12 protein-coding genes are annotated in these 12,793 nt (G+C 47.0%); 10 read left to right on the plus strand and 2 right to left on the minus strand.

Going from position 1 to position 12,793, the window contains the following annotated elements:
* Positions 1–32 precede the first annotated feature (32 nt).
* Entirely contained in the window at positions 33–920 is an 888-nt protein-coding gene (locus tag LLU09_RS11775; RefSeq protein WP_228311891.1) for an SDR family oxidoreductase, read from the plus strand.
* Positions 921–988: 68 nt separating this feature from the next.
* On the opposite strand, the gene LLU09_RS11780 is transcribed toward LLU09_RS11775, so the two are convergent.
* Entirely contained in the window at positions 989–2,347 is a 1,359-nt protein-coding gene (locus tag LLU09_RS11780; RefSeq protein WP_228311892.1) for an aldehyde dehydrogenase, read from the minus strand.
* Between the two features lie 218 nt (positions 2,348–2,565).
* Between LLU09_RS11780 and LLU09_RS11785 the strand changes: the two genes are divergently transcribed.
* The 4 genes from LLU09_RS11785 to LLU09_RS11800 all read left to right on the plus strand — a co-directional run bounded on the left by LLU09_RS11785 (position 2,566) and on the right by LLU09_RS11800 (position 4,557).
* Positions 2,566–2,745 carry a hypothetical protein gene (locus LLU09_RS11785; RefSeq protein ID WP_228311893.1) on the plus strand — a complete coding sequence of 60 codons (180 nt, stop codon included), beginning with the start codon at positions 2,566–2,568 and terminating at the stop codon, positions 2,743–2,745.
* A 136-nt stretch (positions 2,746–2,881) separates the two neighbouring features.
* The gene (locus LLU09_RS11790; RefSeq protein WP_228311894.1) at positions 2,882–3,064 is read left to right on the plus strand and encodes a hypothetical protein; all 183 of its coding nucleotides are present in this window, start codon (positions 2,882–2,884) and stop codon (positions 3,062–3,064) included.
* A gap of 115 nt (positions 3,065–3,179) precedes the next feature.
* On the plus strand, positions 3,180–3,713 hold the full coding sequence (locus LLU09_RS11795; RefSeq protein WP_228311895.1) for an NADPH-dependent FMN reductase: 534 nt from the start codon (positions 3,180–3,182) through the stop codon (positions 3,711–3,713).
* Positions 3,714–3,774: 61 nt separating this feature from the next.
* Entirely contained in the window at positions 3,775–4,557 is a 783-nt protein-coding gene (locus LLU09_RS11800; RefSeq protein WP_228311896.1) for an N-acetylglucosaminidase, read from the plus strand.
* Between the two features lie 14 nt (positions 4,558–4,571).
* Here the strand turns inward: LLU09_RS11800 and fdhD are convergent, their stop codons facing one another.
* Complete coding sequence (gene fdhD / locus LLU09_RS11805) at positions 4,572–5,366, minus strand: formate dehydrogenase accessory sulfurtransferase FdhD (protein WP_255620934.1); 795 nt, start codon at positions 5,364–5,366, stop codon at positions 4,572–4,574.
* 144 nt (positions 5,367–5,510) lie between these two features.
* On the opposite strand from fdhD, the gene LLU09_RS11810 reads away from it, so the two are divergent.
* The 5 genes from LLU09_RS11810 (at position 5,511) to glnA (ending at position 12,778) form a co-directional block, all read left to right on the plus strand.
* Positions 5,511–6,776 carry an L-lactate MFS transporter gene (locus tag LLU09_RS11810; RefSeq protein ID WP_228311897.1) on the plus strand — a complete coding sequence of 422 codons (1,266 nt, stop codon included), beginning with the start codon at positions 5,511–5,513 and terminating at the stop codon, positions 6,774–6,776.
* Between the two features lie 235 nt (positions 6,777–7,011).
* Entirely contained in the window at positions 7,012–9,369 is a 2,358-nt protein-coding gene (locus LLU09_RS11815; RefSeq protein ID WP_228311898.1) for an FdhF/YdeP family oxidoreductase, read from the plus strand.
* A gap of 161 nt (positions 9,370–9,530) precedes the next feature.
* Positions 9,531–10,871 carry a sodium-dependent transporter gene (locus LLU09_RS11820; protein ID WP_228311899.1) on the plus strand — a complete coding sequence of 447 codons (1,341 nt, stop codon included), beginning with the start codon at positions 9,531–9,533 and terminating at the stop codon, positions 10,869–10,871.
* Positions 10,872–11,107: 236 nt separating this feature from the next.
* Positions 11,108–11,425, plus strand: coding sequence for a MerR family transcriptional regulator (locus tag LLU09_RS11825; protein WP_255620966.1), 318 nt, complete (start codon positions 11,108–11,110; stop codon positions 11,423–11,425).
* Positions 11,426–11,443: 18 nt separating this feature from the next.
* Positions 11,444–12,778 (plus strand): type I glutamate--ammonia ligase, encoded by a 1,335-nt coding sequence (gene glnA, locus LLU09_RS11830; protein ID WP_228311900.1) that lies wholly within the window; start codon positions 11,444–11,446, stop codon positions 12,776–12,778.
* Positions 12,779–12,793: the final 15 nt, after the last annotated feature.

A 12,793-nucleotide genomic window follows, 5' to 3' on the forward strand; every position in this document is an offset into this window, starting at 1 on the left:
ATACAAAAGTAGCAAGGAAGGGGAATATGACCGTGGCAGATTTAAATAATCCAAAGCGTAAATACTTTGAAGATAAATTCAGTAGACAGGAACAGGAATACCCGGGTGTCCAGAATAAAATGACGCCGGTACCGGATTGTGGAGAAGAGTCCTATAAAGGCAGCGGCAAGCTGACAGGAAGAAAGGCACTGGTCACCGGAGGGGATTCCGGGATCGGACGGGCAGCAGCGATTGCGTATGCTAAAGAAGGCTCGGATGTTGCGATCAGCTATCTGCCTGATGAAGAGTCCGACGCCCAGGAAGTCAAAGAGGTGATTGAGGCTGCAGGAAGGAAGGCTGTGCTTCTGCCTGGGGATCTGCGTGATGAATCGTTTGCCAGACAGCTCGTACATGACGCAGCAAAGCAACTGGGTGGACTGGATACCCTGGTCATGAATGCGGGTATGCAACAATATATAAATGATATAAACGGCTTGGAGACAAAGCAGCTTCAGGATACCTTCACAATCAATGTATTCTCGAACGTATGGATGCTCCAGGAAGCATTGGATCACCTTCCTGAAGGCGGGAGTGTAATCATCACTACTTCCGTACAGGCCTTCAGTCCAGCTTCGATACTGGCCGACTATGCAATGACGAAGAGTGCGCAGGTATCATTCATCGTTTCAATGGCTCAGGAGCTTGGAGAGAAGGGTATCCGTGTAAATGGTGTAGCGCCGGGACCGGTATGGACGGCCCTGCAGATTTCAGGCGGCCAGCCGCCGGAAAACATCCCGGAATTTGGTCAGAATACGCCGCTTCAGCGTGCAGGTCAGCCGGTTGAATTGTCGGACACCTATGTATTGCTCGCTTCAGATAGTGGCAGCTATATCACCGGACAGGTATTCGGTGTGACCGGTGGCATGCCGATCAATATGTAGATGGTAATACACTGAAGAAAAAACCAGCCCCCATTGGGACGTTAACGTCCCAATGGGGGCTTTTTGGATTACTTCCAAAGGTATTTAAGCATCTTACCGAAAAGCTTTGCATTCGGGTATCTGAAGGGAAAGTCGAAGCAGGTGGTCTGATGGAGGATACTCTTTTCATGGGTGAAGGTATCGAATGAATATTTGCCGTGGTATTTCCCCATCCCGCTGTTGCCGCGGCCACCGAAGGGGAGGTGGGGATTTGCGAGATGGAAAATGGTATCATTTACAGCCCCGCCACCGAATGGTACTGCCTTGATGACACTGGCGGCTTCGGATTTTTTATCTGTAAATACATAGAGCGCCAGCGGGTCAGGCAGGTCTCTGACGTCCAGTACTGCCTTGTCCAAGGAAGTGAAGCTGAGTACGGGAAGTACAGGACCGAATATTTCCTCCTGCATCGCGTCATGGCCGAAATCCACATTATCGATGATGGTCGGCTCTATAGTGAGGGTGGTGGGATCTGTATGGCCGCCATGGACCACGTCCCCCTGGATCAGATCTCTGACACGTTCAAAATGCTTTTTGTTGACTATGCTCATATATCTGCCATTCCTAAAATCCTCATCATAGAATTTATGGGCATAGTACTTCATATGGTGGATCAATTCCTTATTTATGGAGGCGTCTGCATAGACGAAATCGGGTGCGACACAAGTCTGTCCGGCATTGATGAACTTGCCCCAGACAATCCGTTTGGCTGCCAGTTTTACATCAGCATTTTTCGTCACTATGGCAGGTGACTTTCCTCCGAGCTCAAGGGTGACGGGAGTGAGGTGCTGCGCAGCACTCTCCATGACGATCTTTCCCACATGGGAGCTGCCTGTATAGAATATATAGTTGAAGGGGAGACTGAGGAGGTTCTGGTTGGTCTCGATGCCTCCCTCTACAGCAGTGACAAATTCTTCGGGAAAAGCAAAAGATATGATGTCGCTGATTACACGGCTTACAGCCGGCGTATGTTCCGAAGGCTTGAGTATGGCGGTGTTCCCTGCACTGATCGCTCCGATCAGAGGTGCAACCGTCAGGTTGAAGGGATAGTTCCAAGGCGCAATGATGAGCGTAACGCCGTAAGGTTCCTTATAGATTCTGGATGTGGAACCGATATGTGTGGCCGGTGTCTTCACCTTTTCTGTTTCTGCCCACTCTTTCAAGTACTTTATAGTAAAGTTGATATCGTTATAGGCGTAACCGATTTCTGTAAGATATGCTTCAGCCTCGCCTTTGTTGAAGTCTTCCTTCATGGCATCCAGGAGAGCCGCCTCGTAGTATTGAATGCTTCTTTTGAGCTGTTTGAGGGCGCTGATCCTGAATGGGAGGCTTCTTGTTCTTTCAGACTGGTAAAACTGCCTCTGTCTATTGAATAATGATTCATACATTTATATCACTCCTCATTTTATATATCTACCCGGATAAATATAGAATATGTCTTCTCTTTACCAGGTATTGAAAGTTGTATACTTCCCAATATTTTTGAATTTTTCCTCTAATTAATACTATTTTACAAAATGATAAAATTTATATTGTTTGTGTAAAAATGATTGCTTTTTATCCAGATGAGACTATACTTAATTTACTACATGAAAAAGGTGATCATATGGAGACGAAATTAAAAATATTGGAAGGCAGGCTGACCGCCTACCAATTGAGTGAAGCTCTGGGCATACCGATGGAAATGGCGCAGAATCTCCTAAACGAAGAAATGACAGTAGAGCAGCTTGATGAAACGGTCAAAGCAAAGATCAACGGCCTGGAAACGGCCCTATTCAACCAATAAAGTTGTAATGCTTCACTATACATGTCCCTTTCATTTCATAAGAAACTGTTTAAATGCAATTCACATTTATTGTTTAATGGATTTCTTGTGATATAATTAACTTCAGTGCGATTAATTGGTTGAGGAAGGTGAATGCATGGATATTGGTTTGAATTTTGAATTGATGACTGAAAAGCTGACAGCTTACCAGATAAGCAGAGCTGTGGATATCTCCATTGATCAGGCTCAATCAATTATAGACGGACAGGTTGATATTGAAGACCTGGACCAAGAGACGGTGGACAAGCTTAGAAATTTGAATGATAAATTGATGAACTGAGGTAGGCAGAGGCCGATCTCAGTTTATTTTATACGACTTTTGGCGGTTTAATTCGAAAGATCCAGATGATAACATATTATACACGCTTAAATTTATGTATAAAGGAGCCTTTCCAATGAAGCTGTTGATACTTTCAGGAAGTGCTTTTCCGGATTCTCACACACATTCGATTGCGAGGCTGATAGAATCTCTCGTGGAACAGCCTGAACATGAAGTGACCCATATAGATCTCAGGGAAATGGATATCCCCATATTCGGGCAGGGGAAGACGGAGGATATCGAGTCTTTGAAACGGCATGCAGAAAATGCAGATGCCATCATCATAGGTACGCCGAATTACCATACTTCATTTTCCGGTCTGTTGAAGAATGCATTGGACCACCTGTCGATAGATGAATTTGAAATGAAACCAGTTGGACTCTTCTGCAACAGCGGTGGCATGAGGAATTCAGATCCTCTGACACAGCTGAGGATGGTGATGCGGGGAGTCCATGCGATGGTGCTGCCGCTTCAGGTCTGTACATGTGATGAAGACTTCGAAAAGACTAGCGACGGATACAGGCTGGTCAATGATGCGCTGAGGGAACGCCTGAGTGTCATGATCGACGGGCTGGTAAGGCAGTCGCATTCCGAGACAATAAGCATCTGAGGTCTCAGATGCTTATTTTTATTATCGTCACGAATTTAAATGGATGGGAAAAAGTGGACGGATGAACAAAAAGGAAAAAGAAAATATGACTGTCCTGTTGCTGCTCGGTCTTATGGCCATATTCTTTATGGCATTCATGGTGTCTGAAACTTCACTGTTCAAGGAGGAGGACAACATTCATAATTTCGAGGAAGCAGTGAAGCGGCAAGTTGACAGTGGTACGGTGGCCATGAAGCTGAATGATGGCAGGACACGGCCGGCAGAAAATGAAGAAATCAGAAATGCGATGCAAATTGAAGGCAGTGACGCTCCATACCAATTTTTGGACCTCACTGAAAAAGTGGATGTCGCAGCTGAAGAGGTGAACCGGCTGTTGAAGGGCAAAGGAATCCTCGAGGGCCGCGGAGATATTTTTCTTGAAGCCCAAAAGAGGCACGGGGTCAATGTGCTGTATCTGATCAGCCACGCCCAGCTTGAAACGGGCAATGGAGAATCGCGTCTTGCGCAGGGCATCCAGCTTGAAGATGCAGCATACTATAATTTCTTCGGAATCGGTGCTTTTGATCGCGAGGCGGTTGAAGAAGGCTCAGCCTACGCAGCCCGTGCCGGATGGTCGACTCCGGAAACGGCCATTCTTGGAGGAGCGGAATTCATCAGCGAAAACTATCTCGACCAGGGGCAGCAGACATTGTACGCAATGCGCTGGAATCCGTCTTCCCCAGGCTCCCACCTTTATGCAACAGATATAGAATGGGCACTGAAAATCGGTCAAATCCTCGAATCACATTACCGGAGCCTTGGCATTGAAGGGAAAGATTTCGAGAAGGATTACTATATGAACTGAAAAGATTCCGCCCTCTAAAGGTCGGAATCTTCTTTAATGCGCCACGGATGGCTGTATACGTTGAAGGAATCGCCGCGGATAAAGCCCACGGCAGTGATGTTCAGGTCCTCAGCCAGTTGGATGGCCAGGTTTGTCGGAGCCGATTTGCTCAGTACGATGCCAACACCGATTTTAGCAGCTTTCGTCAAGACTTCAGAAGAGATACGTCCGCTGAATACGAGGACTTTATCCCGTACGGGAATGCGGTTCTGGAGACAATGGCCATACAGTTTATCCAATGCGTTATGCCTCCCGATATCTCCTCTGTGGACAATGACATCATCGGGTGTACCCAGGCTTGCGTTATGTATGCCGCCCGTTTCCTTGAAGATGGTGCTCTGCTCCTGCATACCCTTCATCAATTCTATGCACTGGGCAGGTGTCAGAGTCGTCTTAGACATTGAGACCTTCGCAGTGTCGACATCATTCTGGAAATAGAACTGCCGGCTCTTTCCACAGCAGGAGCCGAGGATGCGCTTGGAATATATGAAATGATCGGTTGGGATTTCCTTGTTCAGGCGGATGTGGCAGAAACCGCCATGGTCGTCCAGGTTCATGGATTCTATATCGCTGAACCGTTTTATCGCCCCTTCAGAGGCAAGAAAGCCGATGACCAGCTCTTCAAGATGTTCTGGAGAACATACCATCGTTGCAAATTCTACATCGTTCAAGTAGATTGTAAGAGGGAATTCCTCTGCTACAGCATCCTCAATTTCGACTAGTTCGTTATCGCTGTAGCGTAGAATATTTTTATTGGTCGTGGTTTTCAATAATATCCCTCCTTTCAATTTTATGAAACCGTTTTCCGGTTATATATGGGTATATTATAATGCAAATTACTTTATAGGATGCCAAATATATTCTATAGTTTAAAGTTTTTTTTGTAAACAATGAAAATAAAGGGGTGCTTCAAATTGGAAACAAAGAAAAATCGTTGGCTCATCGCATTGGCAGGTGTGGGAATACATATTTCGATAGGATCGGTCTATGCGTGGAGCGTATTCACTTCACCACTCCAGGCCGAATTGGGATGGAGTTTGAGTAATGTTTCGTTTACGTTCAGCCTGGCCATTCTGTTCCTCGGACTGTCCGCAGCCTTCATGGGCCATTTCGTAGAAGCGAAGGGACCGCGCATCTCGGGACTTGTTTCAACAAGCTTCTTTGCATCGGGACTGGCGATTGCCGGATTCGCGGTGCAGATTGAGAGCCTTTGGCTATTATATCTAGGATACGGTGTTTTTGGGGGGATCGGGCTCGGAATAGGATATATCACTCCTGTATCGACGCTTGTCAAATGGTTCCCTGACCGCAGGGGGATGGCGACCGGGCTTGCCATCATGGGATTCGGCTTTGCTGCCATGCTGGCAAGTCCGGCAATGGAATTCATGATTGAAACCTTCAGCATCGCAATGACATTCTATGTTCTTGCAGTGGTCTACTTTGTAATCATGCTGCTCTCAAGCCTGTATTTGGAGAAGCCGCCGGAAGGCTATCATCCTGAAGGCGCGGACTTGGAAGAAGATAAGACTGCGAAAAAGGATGCAGTACAGCTTACGGCCAACGAGGCCATTAAAACAAGGAGATTCTATTTCCTATGGATCATGCTCTTCATAAATGTGACATGCGGCATCGCAATTCTTGCTGTAGCGAGCCCGATGGCCCAAGAAATCGCCGGTCTTTCCGCAGGTGCAGCTGCACTGATGGTTGGGATTATGGGCGTGTTTAATGGTGGAGGAAGACTCGCGTGGGCGACGGTGTCCGACTATCTGGGGCGTCCCAATGTCTACACGATGTTCTTTGTCATACAAATTGCATTGTTCCTGATTCTTCCTTCAGTTACACAAGCCCTGCTCTTCCAAGCCCTGCTGTTCATCATCATTTCATGCTACGGTGGAGGCTTTGCTTCGATTCCAGCCTATATAGGGGATATCTTCGGCACAAAACAGCTGGGCGCAATCCACGGGTATATACTGACTGCCTGGGCGGCCGCCGGTCTGGTCGGCCCCTTCATTTCCTCCAACGTCTACGAGGCCACACAGAGCTACACGCTGACACTGTACATTTTTGCAGGCATGTTCGTAGTAGCTCTGCTGATCTCCCTGCTCATCAGGGTGGATATCAAGAAAATCAATAGAGAGGCGAAGAACGGGGAGAATTCGGAACTTGCTATGGAAAACTAGTATCAAGGTAAGCTTCCCATTGTAGCTAATCACAGATCGAAAAATTAATAACCTACGATTTCCAAAGACATGCGACTTGACCTTCAAGCGCATGTCTTTGAATTTTGTCCAATTTGTCATAGTTCCATGAAGTTGTGAATTCTTTGAGAATAAATCAACAGAAGAGAATTGATTAAACTGAAAATTGGGATACAATAACTATAGGAAAAGATAATTTTTTGGAGGAAGTGTAGTAATGGGAAAAACTTTGCATCAAGGTCCGATAAGCAAGACGAAAAAATGGGATCCGAACCTATGGGTGAGCCCGGTGCCATTTGGACTGACCAAATTGAAACCGCACCATATAAGGGATACGGCCAAAGTTGCGTGGAAGAATAAAGATAACCTCAATTATGCCAAAAATATAATCACTAAAGGAGTATGCGATGGATGTGCCCTCGGGGTGTCCGGCCTTCAGGACCAGACATTGAAAGGACCACATATGTGCACGACCCGTTTCAACGTTCTCCGTCTTAATACAGCGCCTCCGATCAAGCCTGAAATTCTGCACCAGGATATCGATGAACTGAGGAAGATGACGAGTGCAGAACTCAGGGAACTGGGGCGCATCCCGTATCCGATGATGCGCCGCAAGGGAGACCGGAAGTTCATCCGCATTTCATGGGATGAGGCGATGGATACGGTGGCGGATAAGATGAAGGCCCTGGATCCAAAACAGTATGCCTTCTATCTGACAAGCCGTGGCATCACCAACGAATCCTATTATACTGCAGCCAAAGTATCGAGGTTCCTTGGTACAAACAATATAGATAATGCCTCCCGCATCTGTCATTCACCAAGTAAGACGGCCATGAAGCGTTCCATCGGTGTCGGGGCTTCGACCTGCAACTATCAGGATTGGCTTGGTACCGATGTACTGGTATTCTGGGGCAGTGTGGCTTCAAACTCGAGTCCGGTATCCACAAAGTATATGATGGAAGCGAAGAAGCGTGGTACCAAAATCATCGTCATCAACCCATATAAGGAACCTGCAATGGAGAACTACTGGGTGCCGTCCGTGACGGAGTCCGCACTGTTCGGCACAAAGATTGCAGATGACTTCTACGAAGTGAACATCGGTGGAGATATTGCAATGATGCATGGTGTCATGAAGCACTGGTTCAAAATGGAAGAAGAAAACTCCGGCTCGGCGGTCAACCATCAGTTTGTAGAGGAACACGTGAACAACTACGATGAGCTGAAGAAAACTGTAGAAAACCAAACATGGGAACACATCGTCGAATCTTCCGGCATCAGCCGGGAACGCATTGCGGAACTTGCGGAACTGCTGGCGAAGTCGAACAGTGGAGTAATGGTGTGGGCACTCGGACTGACTATGCATAAGCATGCGACGGATAACATCTCACAAGTCGCCAACCTCGCACTTCTGCGCGGCTGGCTTGGAAGAAAAAACTGTGGACTCATGCCTCTGCGTGGACATTCCAGCGTCCAGGGTTCAGGTGAAATGGGTGCGGACCCATTCGTTCTGCCTGGAGGCGACTATGATGATGCGAATAGGGAACGTATCGAAAAGATATGGAACTTTGAATTGCCAAAATGGCCGGGGGATTCCGTTGGAGTCACGATTGAAAATGCCATGCTGCCGGAAGACAATGAAAGAAAGCTGAAGCTGTATTATATGTCAGGCGGGAACTTCCTTGAGACGATGCCGGATCCTGATTTTGTAGCAGAAGCACTTTCCAATCTTGAAGTCCGTGTGCACCAGGACATCATCCTGAATACTTCAACATTGCTTGATGCGAAAGAGACGGTGATTGTCCTTCCAGCCAAGACGCGGTATGAGCAGGACGGTGGCGGACTGTCGACATCAACAGAGCGGATGGTCTATTTCTCCCCGGAAATCGAGGGGAACCGGAACCGCATCGAGGAAGCACGAAGTGAATGGCAGATTTATGTGGATCTCGCCAAACGCGTGAAGCCGGAATCTGCAGAACTCATCGACTTTGCCTCCGGACAGGAGATCAGGGAAGAGATTGCCAAAGCCAATCCGCAGTATGACGGAGTACAGTACCTCAAGAAGGCGGGGGACGTCTATCAATACGGAGGTGCCTGGCTTTGTGAGGGAGGCGTGTGTCCAACGCCGGATGGCAGAGCAAATCTCATCGGCATCGACATACCGGATAACAATAAGAAGGCCGGGGAGTTCAGGCTTCTGATGAGAAGGGGCAAACAGTTCAACTCCATGGTTTATGGTGATACGGATGCATTCAATGCGATGGGCAGATATGATGTGCTCATCAGCAGGGAAGATGCGAAACGTGAAGGCATCCAGGATGGTGAAGCGATCGTACTCTATAACAAGAACGGCGTTTTCCAGGGGTTTGCAAGAAGTGCGGATATCAGATCTGGGAATCTTGGCATCCAGTTCCCGGAGGGCAACTATCTTGTGCCTAAAGGAATCTACGAGAACTTTGCCAAGATGCCCGACTATACAGTCGACGTGAAACTGGAGAAGGCGGATCACTTCAATGCCAACAAGGACAGGCAGTACTACGAAAAGCCGGTGCCGGATCTTGAAGACAATCCAAACTAACATCTTAAGAGGGGTGTTCCTTTCATGGGGACGCCCCTTTTGCGTTATTTACTTAGGGAATTTCCGGCACGGAGTGTTCAAATGTATAACAGGTATGCTACTATATTAGGAACTCTATCAAAAATGTATAAAGTGAATAAATAGTAAAGAGAGGTTAGTTTATGAATAGTGTGAGATGGGGCTCCAAAATCGGATTCGTCCTGGCAGCTGCAGGTTCAGCAATTGGGCTCGGCGCGCTGTGGCGTTTCCCTTATATGACCGCAGAGCATGGCGGCGGCGCATTTCTTCTTGTATTTCTTGTAATGACTTTATTTGTCGGGATGCCGCTCCTGCTCTCCGAGTTCGTTATTGGACGGTCAAGTCAGCGCAATCCGATTGAAGGTTTCGAATATCTTGGTGGAAAGAAGTTCTATAGGGTATTTGGCTGGCTTGGGAATATAGCCGTGTTCCTACTGCTTTCCTTCTACAGTGTCATCGGGGGCTGGATATTGATCTATCTCATTGTCGCCCTCGGCGATGCCGTCAATCTGATCCAGATTGATAATTACGGGGCTGCTTTTGAAGGCATCATCGCCAATCCCCTCTATGTTGTTGTGGCGCAGGGACTCTTTATCCTGCTGACGGCCTTCATCGTCGCCAAAGGTGTACAGCAAGGACTCGAACGTGCATCTAAAGTGATGATGCCCCTGCTGTTCGTTCTTTTCCTGATTGTAATCATCCGTTCTGTGACGCTTCCCGGAGCAATGGAAGGCATCGCATTCTTCCTGACGCCGAATATCAGCGAAATTGATTCTACGGCACTGCTGTATGCGTTGGGCCAATCCTTCTTTGCATTGAGTATCGGTGCGACAACGATGATTACATATTCATCATACCTGGGTGAAGAGCACAACCTCACACAGTCGGCGTTATCCATCGTAATCATGAATGTCGTCATTTCCATCATGGCCGGATTTGCCATCTTCCCTGCAATTGCATCGCTTGGAATGGAAGCGGCTGAAGGTCCGGGTCTTGTATTCATCGTCCTGCCACAGGTGTTTGGAGAGATTCCGCTCGGAATGCTGTTCTACATCCTGTTCCTTGGCGCCTTCCTGTTTGCTACATTGACTTCTTCGATTTCAATGATTGAAATCAATGTGGCCAATGCGATAAAGGGCAATGAGAGCAAACGTCGAAGCAGAGCATACATCTTCGGGTTCTTCGTATTCCTGGCGGGCATTCCATCCGCGCTATCCTATGGGGTTCTGAGTGATGTCATCATTTTCGGCAGATCGATTTTTGATAATGTGGACTTTCTCGTCTCCAATATCATGCTTCCGATCGGCGCCCTTGTATCGACACTGTTTGTCGGTTTCATCATCGACAGGCGTGTGACGATGAACCAGTTGAATGTGGATGAAGGCAGCAAAATGTATGGACTGTACAAATTCTGGATATTGATGCTGAGATTTGTACTCCCGGTAGTGATATTGATTGTATTCGCAGTAAGCATAATAGGTTAGGTGGGAACTTCCGGCATAGGCCGGGAGTTCCTTTTATTTTGGGAAGACAAAGCCTATATAGCAATCTGTATAACGTGCCAGTAATTGGTTGGCCATTATGAAAAATCCTTGTTCTACCAAGAAAATTATTATAGATTAGGAACATGTAAGAATATCTTACATGGATTAGATTTTTAAAAAATGTTGTGCTAATATTATGAATATGACGAGGGGTGAACATTTTGGATAAGGATCAGATGAGACGTAACACAGCCATTTTTCCAATGTCATCAGCAATGAAGCTGACTGGGCTTACAGCGCGTCAAATCAGATATTATGAGTCCCTCTCCCTTATTTCTCCTGAGAGAACACCAGGGAACCATAGAATCTTTTCGATGAATGACCTGGACGTTCTTCTTTCCATTCAAAACTATATGGAAAAAGGTTTTACCATGAAAAGGATAGGGGAAATCCTAAATGAACCTCAAAAAGTCGATACACCTGAAATACTCAAGTATAACGAATATCAACGCCCTTTATTGAATCGCGGAGATTTATCAAGATTTTTCCAATAATCTACAGGAGAGTGAACAATGAGCGAATACACAAGAGAAGATATCATCCGTATTGCAGAAGAAGAGAATGTTAGGTATCTGCGTCTCCAGTTCTCTGATATTTTGGGAACGATTAAAAACGTCGAGGTGCCGATCAGCCAGTTGAATAAGGCGTTGGATGGAGAGATGATGTTTGATGGCTCTTCAATCGAAGGGTTTGTCCGCATCGAAGAATCCGATATGTACCTGAAACCTGATTTTGACACATGGACAATATTCCCATGGACAGCAGGTAAAGGGAAGGTCGCCAGACTCATCTGCGACATCTACAATGTTGATGGAGAGCCTTTCGATGGCGATCCGAGATCGAATCTGAAACGTGTGCTCAAGGAAATGGAAGATATGGGCTACTCTGCATTCAACCTTGGACCTGAGCCTGAGTTCTTTCTTTTCAAGCTTGATGAAAAAGGCCAGCCTACAACCGAACTCAATGATCAGGGCGGCTACTTCGATCTTGCACCGACAGATCTAGGTGAAAACTGCCGGAGGGATATTGTGCTTGAGCTCGAAGACATGGGCTTTGAAATAGAAGCTTCCCACCACGAAGTAGCTCCCGGTCAGCATGAAATTGACTTCAAATATGCGGATGCAATTGCAGCTTGTGATAACATTCAAACATTCAAGCTCGTTGTCAAGACGGTCGCCCGCAAGCATAACCTGCACGCCACATTCATGCCGAAGCCGTTGTTCGGTCTGAATGGAAATGGTATGCACTTCAACGTTTCCCTGTTCAAGGGTGAAGAGAATGCCTTCTACGATGAAAATGACGACATAGGCCTAAGTCAGGACATGAGATATTTCATGGCCGGGATACTTAAGCATGCACGTGGGTTCACGGCAGTATGCAACCCGCTCGTCAACTCGTACAAGCGTCTCGTGCCAGGATATGAAGCTCCAAGCTATATCGCATGGAGTGGGAAGAACCGTTCACCACTGCTCCGTATCCCTTCCTCCCGTGGCCTGTCCACACGTGCTGAAGTAAGGTCGGTCGATCCGGCAGCTAATCCGTACCTTGCACTGGCGGTCATCCTGAAAGCCGGTCTTGAAGGCATCAAGAACAAGACGGATCTGCCTGAGCCGGTAAATGAAAACATCTATGAGATGTCCCGCGAGGAGAGGGAAGCTGTAGGAGTAGAGGATCTGCCATCCACACTCTATACAGCACTCAAGGCGATGAGGGAAGACAGAGTGGTCATAGATGCCCTCGGCACTCATATATACAGACAGTTCCACGGCAATAAGAGCGTCGAATGGGACATGTACCGTTCACAGGTTTCCGATTGGGAGCTTAAACAATACTTGAACCAGTACTAAAGGCAACAGGAGTGA

It is taken from the genome of Salinicoccus sp. RF5 (genome assembly GCF_020786625.1).
Classification (GTDB): Bacteria; Bacillota; Bacilli; order Staphylococcales; family Salinicoccaceae; genus Salinicoccus.

Excerpts from the sequence above, each read along its gene's own strand:
- LLU09_RS11780 (WP_228311892.1), bottom strand. The coding sequence starts at position 2,347 with ATGTATGAATCATTATTCAATAGACAGAGGCAGTTTTACCAGTCTGAA.
- LLU09_RS11785 (WP_228311893.1), top strand. The coding sequence starts at position 2,566 with ATGGAGACGAAATTAAAAATATTGGAAGGCAGGCTGACCGCCTACCAA.
- LLU09_RS11790 (WP_228311894.1), top strand. The coding sequence starts at position 2,882 with ATGGATATTGGTTTGAATTTTGAATTGATGACTGAAAAGCTGACAGCT.
- LLU09_RS11795 (WP_228311895.1), top strand. The coding sequence starts at position 3,180 with ATGAAGCTGTTGATACTTTCAGGAAGTGCTTTTCCGGATTCTCACACA.
- LLU09_RS11800 (WP_228311896.1), top strand. The coding sequence starts at position 3,775 with ATGAACAAAAAGGAAAAAGAAAATATGACTGTCCTGTTGCTGCTCGGT.
- LLU09_RS11815 (WP_228311898.1), top strand. The coding sequence starts at position 7,012 with ATGGGAAAAACTTTGCATCAAGGTCCGATAAGCAAGACGAAAAAATGG.
- LLU09_RS11820 (WP_228311899.1), top strand. The coding sequence starts at position 9,531 with ATGAATAGTGTGAGATGGGGCTCCAAAATCGGATTCGTCCTGGCAGCT.
- LLU09_RS11825 (WP_255620966.1), top strand. The coding sequence starts at position 11,108 with ATGAGACGTAACACAGCCATTTTTCCAATGTCATCAGCAATGAAGCTG.
- glnA (WP_228311900.1), top strand. The coding sequence starts at position 11,444 with ATGAGCGAATACACAAGAGAAGATATCATCCGTATTGCAGAAGAAGAG.